13 protein-coding genes, 1 tRNA gene and 1 pseudogene are annotated in these 16686 nt (G+C 66.7%); 4 read left to right on the top strand and 11 right to left on the bottom strand.

The genetic code is table 11. The features are described 5' to 3' along the window. The first annotated feature begins 91 nt into the window (after positions 1-91). A tRNA-Glu gene (locus ACFOM8_RS15775) sits at positions 92-166 on the top strand. Between the two features lie 417 nt (positions 167-583). Here ACFOM8_RS15775 and ACFOM8_RS15770 read toward each other — a convergent pair. The 6 genes and pseudogenes from ACFOM8_RS15770 to ACFOM8_RS15745 all read right to left on the bottom strand — a co-directional run. After that, a pseudogene (locus ACFOM8_RS15770) lies at positions 584-940 on the bottom strand (IS3 family transposase); the annotation flags it as partial. Positions 941-1201: 261 nt separating this feature from the next. Continuing rightward, entirely contained in the window at positions 1202-4789 is a 3588-nt protein-coding gene (locus ACFOM8_RS15765; protein ID WP_377762953.1) for a vitamin B12-dependent ribonucleotide reductase, read from the bottom strand. Between the two features lie 453 nt (positions 4790-5242). Beyond that, positions 5243-5788, bottom strand: coding sequence for a 5-formyltetrahydrofolate cyclo-ligase (locus ACFOM8_RS15760; protein WP_377762951.1), 546 nt, complete (start codon positions 5786-5788; stop codon positions 5243-5245). Beyond that, positions 5785-7173 (bottom strand): magnesium transporter, encoded by a 1389-nt coding sequence (mgtE, locus tag ACFOM8_RS15755; RefSeq protein ID WP_377762950.1) that lies wholly within the window; start codon positions 7171-7173, stop codon positions 5785-5787. Before mgtE ends, ACFOM8_RS15760 begins: the two co-directional genes overlap by 4 nt. Beyond that, a complete protein-coding gene (locus tag ACFOM8_RS15750; RefSeq protein ID WP_377762949.1) occupies positions 7170-7958 on the bottom strand; it encodes an inositol monophosphatase family protein in 789 nt (262 codons plus the stop codon). Before ACFOM8_RS15750 ends, mgtE begins: the two co-directional genes overlap by 4 nt. Positions 7959-8089: 131 nt before the next feature. Continuing rightward, positions 8090-8449: a helix-turn-helix domain-containing protein gene (locus ACFOM8_RS15745; protein WP_377762948.1), complete on the bottom strand. Its 360-nt coding sequence runs from the start codon at positions 8447-8449 to the stop codon at positions 8090-8092. A 178-nt stretch (positions 8450-8627) separates the two neighbouring features. Between ACFOM8_RS15745 and ACFOM8_RS15740 the strand changes: the two genes are divergently transcribed. Together ACFOM8_RS15740 and ACFOM8_RS15735 are read left to right on the top strand one after the other, a co-directional pair. Next, on the top strand, positions 8628-9581 hold the full coding sequence (locus tag ACFOM8_RS15740) for an NADPH:quinone oxidoreductase family protein (protein ID WP_377762946.1): 954 nt from the start codon (positions 8628-8630) through the stop codon (positions 9579-9581). A gap of 114 nt (positions 9582-9695) precedes the next feature. Continuing rightward, positions 9696-10442, top strand: a complete 747-nt coding sequence (locus tag ACFOM8_RS15735; RefSeq protein WP_377762945.1) for a Bax inhibitor-1/YccA family protein — start codon at positions 9696-9698, stop codon at positions 10440-10442. A 51-nt stretch (positions 10443-10493) separates the two neighbouring features. Here the strand turns inward: ACFOM8_RS15735 and ACFOM8_RS15730 are convergent, their stop codons facing one another. Continuing rightward, entirely contained in the window at positions 10494-11639 is a 1146-nt protein-coding gene (locus ACFOM8_RS15730; protein WP_377762943.1) for a CaiB/BaiF CoA transferase family protein, read from the bottom strand. After that, positions 11632-12831, bottom strand: a complete 1200-nt coding sequence (locus ACFOM8_RS15725; protein WP_377762942.1) for an acyl-CoA dehydrogenase — start codon at positions 12829-12831, stop codon at positions 11632-11634. Before ACFOM8_RS15725 ends, ACFOM8_RS15730 begins: the two co-directional genes overlap by 8 nt. A 129-nt stretch (positions 12832-12960) precedes the next feature. Here ACFOM8_RS15725 and ACFOM8_RS15720 point away from each other — a divergent pair, with 129 nt between their 5' ends. Beyond that, on the top strand, positions 12961-14244 hold the full coding sequence (locus ACFOM8_RS15720) for a solute carrier family 23 protein (protein ID WP_377762941.1): 1284 nt from the start codon (positions 12961-12963) through the stop codon (positions 14242-14244). 3 nt (positions 14245-14247) lie between these two features. On the opposite strand, the gene ACFOM8_RS15715 is transcribed toward ACFOM8_RS15720, so the two are convergent. From ACFOM8_RS15715 to ACFOM8_RS15705, 3 genes are read right to left on the bottom strand one after another with little or no spacing between them, the layout of a single operon-like run. Continuing rightward, on the bottom strand, positions 14248-15519 hold the full coding sequence (locus tag ACFOM8_RS15715; RefSeq protein ID WP_377762939.1) for a hemolysin family protein: 1272 nt from the start codon (positions 15517-15519) through the stop codon (positions 14248-14250). Next, the gene (locus ACFOM8_RS15710) at positions 15519-15656 is read right to left on the bottom strand and encodes a hypothetical protein (protein WP_377762938.1); all 138 of its coding nucleotides are present in this window, start codon (positions 15654-15656) and stop codon (positions 15519-15521) included. The genes ACFOM8_RS15715 and ACFOM8_RS15710 overlap by 1 nt, the downstream gene beginning before the upstream one ends. Continuing rightward, a complete protein-coding gene (locus ACFOM8_RS15705) occupies positions 15653-16654 on the bottom strand; it encodes a TerC family protein (RefSeq protein WP_377762937.1) in 1002 nt (333 codons plus the stop codon). The genes ACFOM8_RS15710 and ACFOM8_RS15705 overlap by 4 nt, the downstream gene beginning before the upstream one ends. Between the last annotated feature and the right edge of the window lie 32 nt (positions 16655-16686).

The following is a 16686-nucleotide window of genomic DNA, read 5'->3' as shown; positions in this document are numbered from 1 at the left end:
CCGACGGGCGGATTTTTCCCCTTGCGCCCCCCCGCGGCTTTGCCTAAACACCGCCCCACGCCGCCGGTGATGACCGGCAGCGGCGAAAAGTGGCCCGTTCGTCTATCGGTTAGGACGTCAGGTTTTCAACCTGAAAAGAGGGGTTCGACTCCCCTACGGGCTGCCATTTTTCATGCCGAAATGCTGGTATTCCTGACGCTTAGCGATCTTTCTGGCCAGTGAGGCAGAAAGGTTGGACACGGTTTGCAGCCTGGCGAATGCGCTATCCGCCAGTTTTGAACGGCTCAACCTCTCTGGGTAGGTGCCGGCCTGCTTGGTGTCCTAGTGCGCCAGAAAGGAAGCGATCCGCCCATGCGACCCGCCAGCATCACCCAGTCGGGTCGCACCTGCTTTCCGCAGTCCGTGCAGCAAGCCGGGAACCTCTGCCTTGGCGCAAAGGCCGCGAAACCAGTTGCCGAGGGTTTCGGGTTTGTATCCGACAGGCGGCGCGTCCTGGGTGGTCGGCAACAAGCGGCCCTTCGCCATTTCCGGCAGAATGGGCAGATCGGCGGCAGCAAAGGCCTTGGCCCGCTTGCAGGCGATCCGCGCGACGCCGTCCTTTTCGCCGACGTGCTGCCAGCCTGACCGACAGCCCTTTCTCGCGGTAAAGCCGATACGGCTTTTCGGGTTCATCAGCATGCCCCTGCGGTCGAGCAGCAGCCCGATGCGCCAATAGCCGAACCGGCGACCCGCAGACGCGACCTCCCGCAAGGCCTTGCGGATCTCCGGGTTGCCGGGGGGATGCCTGCGCGGCTTCGTCTTCGGATCGAATCCGACCAGGACGCAGGCTCGGCGGCACAAGATGCCTTCATCGGCGTGAGCACCGCGTCCCGGCCCGCTTTCGGCGTTGCCAGGGCTTTCCCAGCAGACCTTTCTGCACGATGTTGTCGGGCATGACATCTGTGCCGGCAGGCGCCTCAGCCTCGGTTCCCCATCTCCTTACGATCCCTATCATCTGTACCCGATGCGCTCATCGCGGCGGGCTCACTTGCCCGGAAGCGTGGAGGAACACGGAAACGAAAAAGATGCAGCAAAGAAGGCTTTCGACCGGTTCGGACGCGGAGCGCCGCCAAGCTGCCGGGGATGAATGAAGCAATATCCTTCTATCGATAAAAGCTCCGCCGCCTTGCCGTGAAACGGCGGAGTTGTCGACTTGCGGCCTTCAACTGCACCCGCTTGTCCCGCCGCAGGTGTTGCACTTCATGCAGGTGCCGTTCCGCACCAGCGTGTAGTTCCCGCATTCGCCGCAGGGATCGCCTTCGTAGCCCTGCATCCGGGCCTTCATGCGCAGGTCCATCGCGGCAGGTTCCGCGGACAGGATCGCCGTCGCCGACACGCCCGTCTGCAAGACCATCAGATCCTGGGGCAGGCGCTTGCGCAGATAACCCGCGCTGCTGATCTGCTTCAGCATGGTCAGGGACTTCAGCTCGGCCCCTTCGCTGACGGGGGCGACGTTCAGACCCTCGCGCTCTCCGCCGCCCATGTCGTCGAAGCGGGCGCCTTCGGGCTTCACATGCGCCAGGTCGGTGCGGTCCAGATAGGACACCGCCAGTTCGCGGAAAACATAGTCCAGGATCGAGGTCGCGTTCTTGATGCTGTCGTTGCCCTGCACCATGCCCGCCGGCTCGAAGCGGGTGAAGGTGAAGGCGTCCACGAACTCCTCCAGCGGCACGCCGTATTGCAGGCCCACGGACACGGCGATGGCGAAGTTGTTCATCATCGCCCGGAAGCCCGCGCCTTCCTTGTGCATGTCGATGAAGATCTCGCCCAGCTTGCCGTCGTCGTATTCGCCGGTGCGGACATAAACCTTGTGCCCGCCGACGACCGCCTTCTGGGTATAGCCCTTGCGGCGCTGCGGCAGTTTCTCGCGGTGGCTGCGCACGGCCTCCTTGACGATGATCTTCTCGACGATCTTCTCGGCGATCACGGCGGCCTTTTCCTGCGGACTGCCGGTGGCGAGGATCTCCTCGGCCTCCTCGTCATCCTCGACCAGGGCCGACGCCAGCGGCTGGGACAGTTTCGACCCGTCGCGATACAGCGCGTTGGCCTTGATGCCCAGCGACCAGGACAGCTCGTAGGCCGCCAGCGCGTCCGCGATGGTGGCGCTGTTGGGCATGTTGATCGTCTTGGAGATCGCGCCCGAGATAAAGGACTGCGCCGCCGCCATCATGCGGATGTGGCTTTCGACCGACAGATAACGCGTTCCTCGCTTGCCGCAGGCATTGGCGCAGTCGAACACGGGCAGGTGTTCCGCCCGCAGATGCGGCGCGCCTTCCAGGGTCATGGTGCCGCAGACATGGTCGTTGGCGGCGTCGATCTGGGCGCGGGTGAAGCCCAGGTGGCGCAGCAGGTCGAAGGAAGGATCGGCCAGCTTGTCGGCGGGAATGCCCAGGGTGCCCTTGCAGAAATCCTCGCCCAGGGTCCACTGGTTGAAGACGAAGCGGATGTCGAAGGCCGTGGCCAGCGCCGCCTCGATCTTCTCGATCTCGGCCAGGCCGAAGCCGTGGCCCGCAAGCGCGGTGTGGTTGATGCCGGGGCAGTTGCCCAAGGTCGCATGGCCCACGGCATGGGCCACGATTTCCTGGATCCGCGCGGGGGCATAGCCCAGCACCGCCAAGGCGGCCGGGACCGACTGGTTGATGATCTTGAAATAACCGCCGCCCGCCAGCTTCTTGAACTTGACCAGGGCGAAGTCAGGCTCGATCCCGGTGGTGTCGCAATCCATCACCAGGCCGATGGTGCCGGTGGGTGCGATCACCGTTGTCTGGGCATTGCGGAAACCGTGATCCTCGCCCAGGGCAAGGGCCTCGTCCCAGGCCTGGCGCGCGATGGCGACAAGGCGCGCGTCGGGGCAGTTGTCGGCGTCAAGCTCCACCGGGGCGACGTTGATCCCCTGATAGGCGCCGGTGCCATGGGCCGCCGCACGGTGGTTGCGGATGACCCGCAGCATGTGCTTGGCGTTCCGCGCATAGCCGGGAAAGGCCCCCAGTTCCGCGGCCATTTCCGCCGAGGTTGCGTAGGCCACGCCCGTCATCACCGCCGTCAGCGCGCCGCACAGCGCCCGGCCCCCGTCGCTGTCGTAGCCCAGGCCCATGTTCATCAGCAGCCCGCCGATATTGGCATAGCCCAGGCCCAGGGTGCGGAAGTCGTAGCTTTTCTGGGCGATCTCCTTCGACGGGAACTGCGCCATCAGCACGCTGATTTCCAGCGTCACGGTCCACAGCCGGGTGGCGTGGACATAGGCGTCGGCGTCGAAGCGGCCGTCGGCGAAGAAGGTCAGCAGGTTCATCGAGGCCAGGTTGCAGGCCGTGTCGTCCAGGAACATGTATTCGCTGCACGGGTTCGACCCGCGGATCGGCCCGTTGGCGGGGCAGGTGTGCCAGGCGTTCACCGTGTCGTGGAACTGGATGCCGGGATCGGCGCAGGCCCAGGCGGCGTGGCCGACCTGATTCCACAAGTCGCGCGCCGAGACGGTCTTGGCCACCGCGCCGTCGGTGCGGCGCAGCAGCTCCCACGGGGCATCGTCGCGCACGGCTTGCAGAAAGGCGTCCGTCACCCGGACCGAGTTGTTCGAGTTCTGCCCCGAGACGCTGACATAGGCTTCCGAATCCCAGTCGGTGTCATAGGTCGGGAACTCGATGCTGTCGAAGCCCTGGCGCGCGTATTGCAGCACGCGGTTGACATAGGTTTCCGGGATCATCGCGCGCTTGGCCGCGCGGATCGCCGCCCGCAGCCCGTCGTTCCGCGCGGGATCCGTTTCGCCGTCGCCCGCACGGATGGCCGCGAAGATGTCGTTCAGCCGCGCCTCGTGCGCCTTGGAGCCGGCGACAAGAGAGGCCACCTTCTGTTCCTCGATGACCTTCCAGTTGATGAAGGCCTCGATGTCGGGGTGATCCATGTCGCAGATCACCATCTTGGCCGCGCGGCGGGTGGTGCCGCCCGACTTGATCGCGCCCGCCGCCCGGTCGCCGATCTTCAGGAAGCCCATCAGGCCCGAGGACTTGCCGCCGCCCGACAGCCGTTCCCCCTCGCCGCGAAGCGAGGAAAAGTTGGTGCCGGTGCCCGAGCCGTACTTGAACAGCCGCGCCTCGCGGACCCACAGGTCCATGATGCCGCCTTCGTTCACCAGGTCGTCGCTGACCGACTGGATGAAGCAGGCGTGCGGCTGGGGATGTTCATAGGCGCTGTCGGACTTGACCAGCTTGCCGGTCCTGAAGTCCACATAGAAATGCCCTTGGCTCGGGCCGTCGATGCCATAGGCCCAATGCAGCCCGGTGTTGAACCATTGGGGGCTGTTCGGCGCGGCCATCTGCCGGGCCAGCATGAAGCGCATCTCGTCGTGATAAGCGCGGGCGTCTTCTTCTTTGGAAAAATACCCGCCTTTCCAACCCCAGTAGGTCCAGGCCCCGGCCAGCCGGTCAAAGACCTGCCGCGCGCTGGTTTCGCCGCCGAAGCGCCGGTCCTCGGGCAGGGCCGCCAGGGCCGCCTCGTCGGGCACGCTGCGCCACAGGAATTCGGGCACGCCCTTTTCCTTGACGCGCTTCAAGGCCGCGGGGATGCCCGCCTTGCGGAAATACTTCTGGGCGATCACGTCGCTGGCGACCTGGCTCCAGCCCTGGGGAACCTCCACCCGGTCGTTGCGGAAGACGATCGTGCCGTCGGGATTGCGGATTTCGCTGGTGGTCGTCGTGAAGACGATGTCGCCATAGGCGCCCCCGGCGGGGGTGGTGAAACGCCGTTCGATCTTCATGCCCGTTGCCCTTTCCTTTCGTCGTCCCTTGTGTTCCGCGACCTGCGCCACGCGGCGGACAGCCGCCCCCTTGCGCAAGGCAAGAGGCCCGGGCGAAAGGCCCGGCCGGGTTCGGTTCCAGAAGCGGCGATGCTTGGTGGTGGTCGTTTCACTGCCACCACATCTGGTATGGGCAACGCCTCAGGCCACAAGATTGATCCCGATCAAGGCGCGGTTCAACCGTTTTATTTGTCGAAGAAAGCCCAAAACTCCGTTGACAGAGGGTGCCGCGAAGGCCCGGCAGATTCGTTCACAGGATCGGCCCGGCCGGGGTCTTCAACAGGGCAGGGGGCCGGATTTTGTCTTGCGGCCTGGGCAGTTGGGCGCGGCCATCCCGGGGTTATCCACAGGTTTGTCCCGGGGTCTTCCGCCGCTTTTGCACAGCTGATGCAAAACTGCCACAAACGCCGGCGATCAGCCTTGGGGGTGGACCGGTCCGCGGTCGGTGACGATCACATCCAGCGGCTGATCGAAGGGTTCGGCGGGGATTTCGGGCAGCTCCTGGACGGCGAAGGCCAGGCCGATGGCGGTCACGGGCACCGTTTCGCGCAGCAATTGCAAGGTGCGGTCGTAATAACCCCCGCCATAGCCGATGCGATTCCCCTGCCTGTCGAACCCCGCCAGCGGCACGATCAGGATCTGGGGCACCAGCACCGGCTGCGAATCGGCGGGGTGGAGGGTGCCGAAGGGGCCGGGCACCAGAGGCTCGCCCCGCCACCGGCGAAACACCAGGGGCACGGCGCGGCCCGGCACCACCGGCAGGCAGAGCGGTCCGTCATGGGCCTCCATCGCGGGGCGGGGATCGGCTTCGCCCCGCATCGGCCAATAGCCGGACAGCACCTTGCCCCGATGCGGCGCCAGGGCGGCGGTCAGGTGGCGGGTCAGGGCGTTCTGGTCGCCGCCCCGGGCGCGGGCGGCAAGCGCGCGGGCGCGCAGGGCAGCCTTGTCCGCGCCGCTCACAGCAGCACCACCGAAGCCAGTCCCAGAAAGGCGAAAAAGCCCATCACGTCGGTCATCGTCGTCACAAAGGTGCCCGAGGCGAGCGCCGGATCAAGCCCCAGCTTGTTCAGGGTCAGCGGCACCAGCACCCCGCCCAGGGCCGCGACGATCTGGTTGACGATCATCGCCGCCCCCAGAACCAGCCCCAGCCGGACATCGCCGAAGATCAGCGTGCCCGCCACCCCCAGGATCAGCGCCAGGCAGAGGCCGTTCAGCAGCCCCGCCACCAGTTCCCGCCGGACGACGCGCCGCGCGTTGGTGCGGCCCAGCTCGCGCGTGGCCAGGGCGCGCACCGCCACCGCCAGCGATTGCGTTCCCGCGATCCCCCCGGTCGATGCGACGATGGGCATCAGCGCCGCCAGGGCCACCAGCGCGGCGATGGTCGCCTCGAACCGAGAGATCACGATGGCCGACAGCGAGGCCGTGAACAGGTTGACGACAAGCCAGGGCAGCCGCTGCCGCGCGGTCGCCAGGGGGCCGTCGGACACATGGCTTTCATCGCCCACGCCCGCCAGGCGCAGGATGTCCTCCTCGTGCTCCTGGTCCAGGACGGCCATGGCGTCGTCGATGGTGATGATGCCGACCAGCCGGTCGTCGCGGTCCACCACGGGGGCCGAGATCAGGTGATACTGGTTGAAGACATAGGCCACGTCGCCTTCGTCGGCAAAGGCGCTGATGGTGCGGAAGCTGTCTTCGGTGATGTCGCGCAGGGGGGTGGCATGAGAGGACGCCAGCAACCGGCCCAGCGTCACGTAGCCCCGCGGATGGCGTCGCGGATCGACCAGAACGATATGATAGAACTGCTCGGGCAGCCATTCCTCGGATTGCAGAAAGGCCACGGCCTCGCCCACGGTCCAGTGCTCGGGGGCGGTCACGACCTCGGACTGCATCAGGCGGCCGGCGGAATATTCGGGATAGGCCAGGGACTGCTGAACGGCGGCGCGGTCGGTCGCGTCCAGCGCGGCGAGGATCTCGGCGCGCTCGGGCTCGTCCATGTCCTCGACCAGATCCACGACATCGTCGCTGTCCATCTCGCGGACGGCCTCGGCCACGACCTCGGGGGGCAGCTGCTCGATCACTTCGTCGCGGATCGCCTCGTCGATCTCGGACAGGATTTCGCCGTCGATCTCGCCGGAATAAAGGGTCAGAAAGGCGCGCCGGCTGGCCGGGTCCAGCCGCTCGATGATGTCGGCGATGTCGGCGCCGTGCATCGGCTCCAGCAGCCGGTTCAGCTGCGCCGCGTCGCCCGCGGCGATGGCCGCGTCGATCCCGTCCAGCAGCGCGCGCCGGGGCTGGAAGTCGTCTTCCTGGGACTGATCGTCGGGGGCGGGGATCTGGTCGGTCATGCGGTCCCCCCGTTCAGCAGGTCGAGGGCGGCCCGGTGCAGGTCGGGCGACGCCGCGGCGATCACCTGCCCGCCGCCCTGCGCGGGCCCGCCCTGCCAGTCGGTGACGATGCCGCCCGCCGCCCGGACCACGGCCAGCGGCCCGGCGATGTCATAGGGTTGCAGCCCCGCCTCGATCACCAGATCCACCTGGCCCAGGGCCAGCAGCGCATAGGCATAGCAGTCCAGGCCATAGCGCGTCAGCCGCACCTGCCGCGACACCCGGCGGAAGGCGGCGGCTTCGTTCTCGGTTCCCACCTCGGGATAGGTCGTCAGCAGCGTCGCTTGCGGCAGATCGACCTGGCGCACCGCCAGGGGGCGTTCGCCCCCGTCCGTGACCAGCCGCGCCCGGCCCAGGCCGCCTTCGAACCGTTCGCGCGTATAGGGCTGGTCGATCAGGCCATAAACAACGTCCCGCCCGTCCGACAGCCCGATCAGCACCCCCCAGCTGGCGGCCCCGCACAGAAAGGCACGGGTGCCGTCGATGGGATCCAGGATCCAGGTCAGCCCGCTGGAACCTTGGGTCGCGCCGTATTCCTCGCCCAGGACGGCGTCGTCGGGGCGCAGCCGGGCCAGCGCGTCGCGCATGGCGCGCTCGGCGGCGCGGTCGGCCTCGGTCACGGGGTCGAAGCCCGTTTGCCACTTGTTGTCGGCGGCAAGGCCGGTGCGGAAAAAGGGCAGGATGGCCGCGCGGGCGGCATCGGCCATCCGGTGCGCCGCATTGATGATGTCCTGCGCGTCCTGCATGGCTGCCCCCTTGGTCCGTTCGCCGCAAGGACTAACCCGAACGGGTTCGTCCTGCCAGTGGCGGCGGAAGGATTTGACAGCCGGGGCCGGGCCGGGCGCGGAACAGGAACACGTCCCGCGCCGGAACCGGATCAGGCGGCGTCGGACAGCACGCGGGCCAGTTCGAAGATCTGGCGGCGCTGCGCGACCGGCATGGTGTAATAGGCGCGCACCAGTTGCAGCGCCTCCTTGTCGGCCAGGATGTCGCCCGCGACCTCCTCGGGGGTGTCGCTTTCGTGCAGTCCTTCAAAGAAGAAGGAGACCGGCACGTCCACCGCCCGCGCGATGTCCCACAGCCGGGACGCCGAAACGCGGTTCATCCCCGTTTCGTACTTCTGGATTTGCTGGAACTTGATGCCGACCTTGTCGGCCAGCTGCTGTTGGGTCATTCCGATCATCCAGCGGCGATGCCGGATACGTTTGCCAACATGAACATCAACACCGTGTTTCATCGTTACCACCTTGTGCAATCTAAGGAAGCACTACCTTAACCTTTCTCAATTTTCGAGTGTTAACCTGGTTAACGGAGGTTGTTCTGACCAAAAAGACAGGTCATCCAAGGCGAAGCAGGCATCTGATAAGGGAATGAGTGACTTGGGGAAAACATCCGCGTCGGAGGAAGGCCGGGGCATGCGAATCGCTCTGGTGGAACGGCTTGGCGGCGATCCCGTCCTGCGCGAGGCCCCGGCGCCGAGGGCCGGACCGGGGGAGGTTCTGCTGCGGATGCGGGCGGCGGCCCTGAACTTCGCGGATCTTCTGAAGGCCCGGGGCGAATATCAGGAACGCCAGGATCCGCCCTTCGTCCCCGGGCTGGAGGGCGCGGGCGAGGTCTTGGCCGCGCCCGAGGGCAGCGGGTTTCGCCCGGGCGACCGCGTGGCGGTTCTGGCCGCCGGGACCATGGCCGAACGGGTCGCCGTTCCGGTTGCCGCCTGCACGCCCCTGCCGCCGGGCATGAGCTTCGAGCAGGCCGCGGGTTTCCAGATCGCCTATGGCACCAGCCACCTGGCCTTGGCGGGACGCGCGGGGTTGCGCGCGGGCGAAACCCTGGCCGTTCTGGGCGCCGCGGGCGGCGTCGGCCTGACCGCGGTCGAGATCGGGCGGGCTTTGGGCGCCCGCGTCATCGGCGTGGCCCGGGGGCGGGACCGGCTGGAGGTGGTGCGGGCGGCGGGCGCCGAGCGCGTGATCGACAGCGCCGACTGCCCCGACCTGAAGGCCGCGCTGCGCGATCAGGGCGTCGATGTCGTTTACGACGCCGTTGGCGACGGCGCCGGAGAGGCGGCGTTCCGCGCGCTCAATCCGGGCGGGCGCTTTCTGGTTATCGGCTTTGCAGGGGGCAAGCCGCCGGTGCTGCCGCTGAACCACGCCCTGGTCAAGAACATCGCCATTCACGGCTTTTACTGGGGCGGCCATGCCAGGCTGGATCCGCAGGCGGTGGCGGACAGCATGGCGGCCTTGTTCCGGCTGTTCGGGGACGGTCGGCTTGCGCCCGTTGTGGGCAAGGCGATGCCCCTGGACCGGATCGCCGAGGCCTTTGATCTGCTGCGCAGCCGCAGGTCGGTCGGCAAGATCGTTGTGACCTTGTAACATCTGCGTAAAACTGTGGGGGTCTGCCCCTCAACAACATTGAATCGCGGCCGTATCGTGCCAATATTGGGGCCATAACCGGCAAATGCCGGCCTGTCTCATAGGGAGAGATTGATGGCAGATTACAACACTTACCGCACCACGCAGAGCGTCGGCGCCCGCCAGGCGGTGATCGACGAAGGGCTGCGGGCCTACATGAACAAGGTTTATGGGCTGATGGCGGTCGGCATGGGTGTAACCGCCGTCGCAGCCTACGGCATCAGCGCCGCCGCCGTGGATGCCTCGGGCCAGCTGACCCAGCTTGGCACGGCGATCTATGCCTCGCCCCTGAAATGGGTGATCATGTTCGCGCCGCTGCTGGTGGTGTTCGCCTTCGGCGCGGCGCTGAACCGGCTGTCCGTGTCGGCCGCCACGATGCTGTTCTATGGCTTCGCGGCGCTGATGGGCCTGTCGATCTCCTCGATCTTCCTGGTCTATACCGGCACCTCGATCGTGCAGACCTTTCTGGTGACGGCCATCGCCTTTGCGGGCCTGTCGCTGTGGGGCTATACCACGAAGAAGGACATCTCGGGTTGGGGCAGCTTCCTGATCATGGGCGTGATCGGCCTGATCGTGGCGTCCATCGTGAACATCTTCCTGCAATCCTCGGGGATGCAGTTCGCGATCTCGGTGCTGGGCGTGCTGATCTTCGCGGGCCTGACCGCCTATGACACGCAGAACATCAAGAACACCTATCTGCAACTGGCCGGATCGGACCGGGACTTCCTGGGCAAGACCGCCATCATGGGCGCCTTGCAGCTGTACCTGGACTTCCTGAACCTGTTCATGTTCCTGCTGCAATTCCTGGGCAACCGCGAGTGACCGGCGCCGCAGCCTGACAGCATCGACCCCCGCCCGACCGGCGGGGGTTTTTCATTGCGAGAAACCCCACTCGCCCTCGCCCAACGCCGGGGCGGCGCAGTCGTGGGCCAGCGTGCTGCGGCCAAAGCGGATCGGCGTGCGCAGGCCGGCAATGCCCTCGGGCGCGATCCGCAGGCCCCGCGCCTTCACTTGGGGTTCGGCCAGCGCCTCGGCCACGTCGTTGACGGGACCGGCGGGGACGCCCGCGGCTTCCATCGCGGCGATCAGGTCGGCGCGGGTCCGTCGACCGGTCGCCGCCGCCAGCAGAGGCGCCAGCCGGTCGCGATGGGCCACGCGGGCGGGATTGGTGGCGAAGTCGGGGTCGGTCGGCAGATCGGGCAGGTCCAGCACCCGGCACAGCGCCGCGAACTGCCGGTCGTTGCCGCAGGCGACGATCAGGTGGCCGTCGGATGCCGGGAACAGCTGATAGGGCACGATGTTGGGATGGGCGTTGCCCAGGCGGTGCGGCACCGTGCCGCCCAGCAGGAAGTTCGTGGCCTGGTTGGCCAGCACCGCCACGCCGCAGTCCAGCAGCGACAGGTCCAGATGCTGCCCGCGCCCGGACCGTGCCCGGTCCGCCAACGCCGCCTGCACCGCGATCACCCCGTAAAGCCCGGTGAAGATGTCGATCCAGGCCACGCCGACCTTTTGCGGCTCGCCGTCCGGGCTGCCCGTCAGGTCCATGATCCCCGACATGCCCTGGATCAGGAAATCATACCCCGGCTGGCTGGCGCGCGGCCCGTCCTGGCCAAATCCGGTGATCGAGGCATAGACCAGCCGGGGATTGCGCGCCGACAGCGTGGCGTAGTCCAGCCCGAAGCGGGCCAGCCCGCCGACCTTGAAGTTCTCGATCACCACATCGGCCCCGTCGATCAGCCCGCGCAGCCGGTCCAGATCGGCCGGGTCGTTGAAGTCGCAGACCACGGAAGTCTTGCCCCGGTTGGCCGCGTGGAAATAGGCGGCGACCCGTTCGGTGGTGCCGTCCGCGCGGGGCCGGTCGATGAAGGGCGGGCCCCAGCGGCGGGTGTCGTCGCCCTCGGGCGCCTCGACCTTGATCACCTCGGCCCCCAGATCGGCCAGGGTCTGCCCGATCCACGGCCCGGCAAGGATGCGGGCCAGTTCGACCACCCGCAGGCCCTTCAGCGGCGGCTCAGCCAAAGGCTTGGTGCCCCGTCTGCGCGCGGCCCAGGATCAGCGCGTGAACGTCATGCGTGCCTTCGTAGGTGTTCACGGTTTCCAGGTTCTGCGCATGGCGGATCACGTGGTATTCGCTGGAGATGCCGTTGCCGCCGTGCATGTCGCGGGCGGCGCGCGCGATCTCCAGCGCCTTGCCGCAGTTGTTGCGCTTGACCATGGAAATCATTTCCGGCGCCCAGCGGCCTTCGTCGAACAGCCGCCCGACCCGCAGGGACGCCTGCAAGCCCAGGGCGATCTCGGTCTGCATGTCGGCCAGCTTTTTCTGGAACAGCTGCGTCGCGGCCAGGGGACGGCCGAACTGGTGGCGGTCCAGGCCGTATTGCCGCGCCCGGAACCAGCAGTCCTCCGCAGCCCCCATCGCGCCCCAGGAAATGCCGTAACGCGCGCGGTTGAGGCAGCCGAACGGCCCGCCCATCCCCTCGATGCCGGGCAGCAGGGCGTCCTCGCCGACCTCCACGTCCTCCATCACGATTTCCCCCGTGACCGAGGCGCGCAAGCTCAGCTTGCCCTGGATCTTCGGGGCGGACAGGCCGGGGGTGCCCTTGTCCAGCACGAAGCCGCGCACCTTGCCGCCATGGGCGTCGGATTTCGCCCAGACCACGAACACGTCGGCGATGGGGCTGTTCGAGATCCACATCTTCGCGCCGTTCAGCACATAACCGCCATCGGTTTTGCGGGCGCGGGTCTTCATGCCGGCCGGGTCCGATCCCGCATCCGGTTCGGTCAGCCCGAAGCAGCCAATGAATTCCCCGGTTGCCAGCTTCGGCAGATAGCGCCGCTTCTGTTCCTCGCTGCCGTAAGCCTCGATGGGGAACATCACCAGCGAGGACTGGACCGAGGCCATGGAGCGATAGCCGCTGTCGATCCGCTCGATTTCCCGCGCGACCAGGCCATAGGCCACGTAGGACGCGCCGACGCCGCCATAGGCGTCGTCCACCGTCACGCCCAAAAGGCCCGCCGCGCCCATTTCGCGGAAGATCTCCGGGTCGGTGGTCTCGTTGAGGTAGGCGTCGGTGACGCGCGGGGCCAGCCGTTCGGCGGCGAATGCCGCAGCAGCGTCGCGGATCATCCGTTCTTCCTCGGTCAACTGGTCGTTCAGCAGAAACGGGTCGGCCCAGTCGAAGGCCGCGCCCTTGTGGGATTTGGTGGACATCTGCTCCTCCTTGGTCGCGGTGACATTAGCGGCAGTCGAAGCGATCCCGAAAGTCCAAATCGCAGGCAATTGGTCCGGACGCGCCGATCGGCTAAGCCTGCCGCCAGAATCACTATCCCGAGAGAGACGATGGGCTATTTTCCCCTTTGGCGCCCGGCCACCGGCGCCACGGTTCTTCCTGACGAGAAGCTTCCCTGGGCCGCGGCCATTCCCATGAGCTTGCAGCACCTGCTGGCCATGTCGGGATCGACGATCCTGGCGCCCTTGATCATGGGCTTCGACCCGAACGTCGCGGTGTTCTTTTCCGGCATCGGCACGCTCTTGTTCTTCGTCATCACCGGCGGACGGGTGCCCAGCTATCTGGGATCGTCCTTCGCCTTTATCGCGGTGGTGATGGCCGCGACCGGATTTGCGGGCGGCGGGACCAATCCGAACATCGGCGTGGCGCTTGGCGGGATCATCGCGGCGGGGCTGGTTTATGCGCTGATCGGGCTGGCGGTGATGGCCGCCGGGACCGGATGGGTCGAACGGCTGATGCCGCCCGCCGTTACCGGAGCCATCGGCGTGTCCATCGGGCTGAACCTTGCGCCCGTGGCCGTGGGGCAGTTGAAGGGCGGCATGGCGCATCTGGCCATCGCCCTGGCGACGGTGTTGTGCATGGCGGCGGTGTCGGCCTATGGCGCCCGCGCCACGCGGCGGATCGCGGTGTTGGTGGCGCTGGCCTTCGGTTACGGGCTGGTGCTGGTCTTCGGCAACGGCGCGGGAATCGTGCCCGGCATCGACTTTTCCCGCGTGGGGCAGGCGGCATGGTTCGGCATCCCGAACTTCACCGCGCCGCAGTTCGACTGGACCGCCACCGGCATGATCGCCCCCGTCGCCGTTGTTCTGGTGGCCGAGAACCTGGGCCACATCAAGGCGCTTGGCGCGATCACCGGGCAGAACATGGACCGCTATATCGGGCGCGGCTTTCTGGGCGACGGGCTTGCCACCATGATCGCCGGGGCAGGGGGCGGAACCGGCGTCACGACCTATGCCGAGAACATCGGCGTCATGGCGATGACGCGGGTTTACTCGACGCTGATCTTCCCTGTCGCCGCCGCCATCGCCATTCTTCTGGGCCTGTCGCCCAAGTTCGGCGCGATCCTGCAAACCATTCCCGCGCCGGTTCTGGCGGGGCTGGCCGTGTCGGTCTTCGGCCTGATCGCATCGGCCATGGCGCGGATCTGGGTGGACAACCGGGTCGATTTCGCCGACCCGCGCAACCTGTTCACCGTGGGCGTGGCGCTGATCCTGGGGGCGGGCGATTTCACCGTCACCATCGGCGGCTTCGCCCTGGGCGGGATCGGCACGTCTACCCTGGCCGCCCTGGTGCTTTATCAGCTTCTGGGCATCGGGCGCGGCCGGCGCGCCTGACCCCTAGGCCTCGGCAAGCTGCGACACCAGCAGCTTGTCGATCCGGCGCCCGTCGAGATCCACGACCTCGATCCGCCAGTTCGCCAGCGTGATCTGCGCGCCGATGTCGGGCAGAACGCCCGCGCGGTCCAGAACCAGGCCCGCGACCGACTGATAATCCCGATCCTCGGGCAGGCTGATGCCGATCATCTCGGCAAACTCGTCGGCGGGCATCCAGCCCGCGACCAGCCAGCTGCCGTCCTCGCGCTGCACGGCCTTGGGCTCGTCGTCGCCCGGTTCGGGGAAATCGCCCGCGATCGCCTCCAGCAGGTCCATGGCGGTGATCACGCCCTCGAAATGGCCGTATTCGTCGTAGACCAGCAGCATATGCGCCGGGCTGGCCTTCAGCTCCTCGATTACGTTCAGCGCGGGCAGGCCTTCGCGGACCACCGGCACCTCCTGCACCAGGGGGCGCAGGTCGGTCACGTCCTCGGACAAGAGATCCCGCAGGGTGATCACGCCGATGATGTCGTTGTCCGAGCCTTCGCGGACCAGCAGGCGCGATCGGCGGCTGTCGCGGAACCGTTGCAGCACGTCGGCGGCGGCATCGGTCACGTCAACGGTTTCGACCTCGTGCCGGGGGGTCATCAGCCCGCGCGCGGACCGGTCGGCGATGCGCATGACGCCGGCGATCATTTCCGTTTCCGCAGGCTCGATCACGCCGGCGCTGCGGGCCTCGGACAGCATCACGCGGATTTCCTCGTCCGAGATGCCGCGTTCGGATTCGCCCGACTGGCCCAGAAGCCGCAGAACGATGTTGCCCGACTTGTCCAGGATCCAGACGATGGGCGCGGCGATGCGCGAGATGAACAGGATCAGCGGGGAAATCCGGACGGCGACCCCCTCGGGCGAGCGGAGCGCGATCTGCTTGGGCACCAGCTCGCCGATGATCAGCGACAGATAGGTGATCAGCACCACCACGCCGCCGACGCCCAGCGTCTGGGCCAGGGCGGGGGACAGGCCGCTTTCCATCAGCGCCGCCGACAGGCGCGTGCCCAGGGTGGCGCCCGAAAAGGCGCCGGACAGCACGCCGACCAGGGTGATGCCGATCTGCACGCTGGACAGGAACCGCCCCGGTTCCGCCCCCAGCTCCAGGGCGGTCTGCGCGCCGCGGCTGCCTTCGGCCGCCATGACCTTGAGCCGCGCGGGCCGGGCCGAGACGATGGCCAGTTCCGACATCGCCAGGACGCCGTTGAACATCGTCAGCAGCAGGACGACGAGAATTTCCAGAAGCATCAGTTCACTTTGTTCAGCAGGTCGGGCTGTTCACAGTCTGCACGAAGCGCGCGCCGGTGCAAAGGCATGAAGGCCGCCTGCGGGACAGAATCGGAACAAGGCGCCACGGCGGGCGCCTTGTCCAGCGTTTGCGTCATTCGTTGGGCGCTTGGGCGATCTGCGGTTCCGGCTGGTCGCCCCTGGTTTTCCACAGGGAATAGACCACGCCGGCACCCAGGATCGCGAAGGTGATCCCCAGCGACCACGAGGCGGGGAACTTTTCCCATCCCAGCAGGTCGGCCACGAAGACCTTGGACCCGATGAAGATCAGCAGCACCGACAGCGCGTATTTCAGATAATGGAAGCGGTGGATGATCGCCGCCAGTGCGAAATACAGCGCCCGCAGGCCCAGGATGGCGAAGATGTTCGACGTATAGACGATGAACGGATCCGCCGTGATCGCGAAGACGGCAGGCACCGAATCCACGGCGAAGATCACGTCCACGATCTCGACCATCACCAGGGCCAGGAACAGCGGCGTGGCGAACCACGCCATTCTGCCCGTGGCGGGGTGAGGCTTCTTCACCCAGAAATCGTGGCCGTGGATCTCCTCGGTCACGTTCATGCGGCGCTTCATGAAACGCAGCACGGGGTTCTGGGAAATGTCCAGGGGCTTGTCGCCCACCATCATCATCTTGACGCCGGTGAAGATCAGGAACAGCGCGAAGACATACAGGATCCAGGAATACTGGCTGACCAGCGTCGCGCCCAGGCCGATCATCAGGCCGCGCAGCACGATCACGCCCAGGATGCCCCAGAACAGCACCCGGTGCTGGTACTTCGGCGGGATCGCGAAATAGGTGAAGATCATGGCGATAACAAAGACGTTGTCCATCGCCAGGGTTTTTTCGACCACAAAGGCCGTCAGGTAGAGCTTGCTTTCCTCGGCCCCGATCTGCCACCAGACAAATCCCGAAAACAGCACGCCCATTGTCAGATACATGGCCGACAGCTTGAGGCTTTCGGCCACGCCGATCTCGTTGTCGTCCTTGTGCAGCACGCCCAGGTCGAAGACCAGAAGCGCGATCACGATCGCCACGAACAGCAGCCACATCCACAGCGGCTTGCCCAGGAATAAGAGAAAAAGCAGTTCCACGTTTGCCCTCATCGTTACTAAATGTGCATCGA

Origin of the sequence: Paracoccus angustae (assembly GCF_042648745.1) — a bacterium.
Lineage (GTDB): Bacteria > Pseudomonadota > Alphaproteobacteria > Rhodobacterales > Rhodobacteraceae > Paracoccus > Paracoccus angustae.
This window is presented reverse-complemented; position numbering and strand designations above follow the sequence as displayed.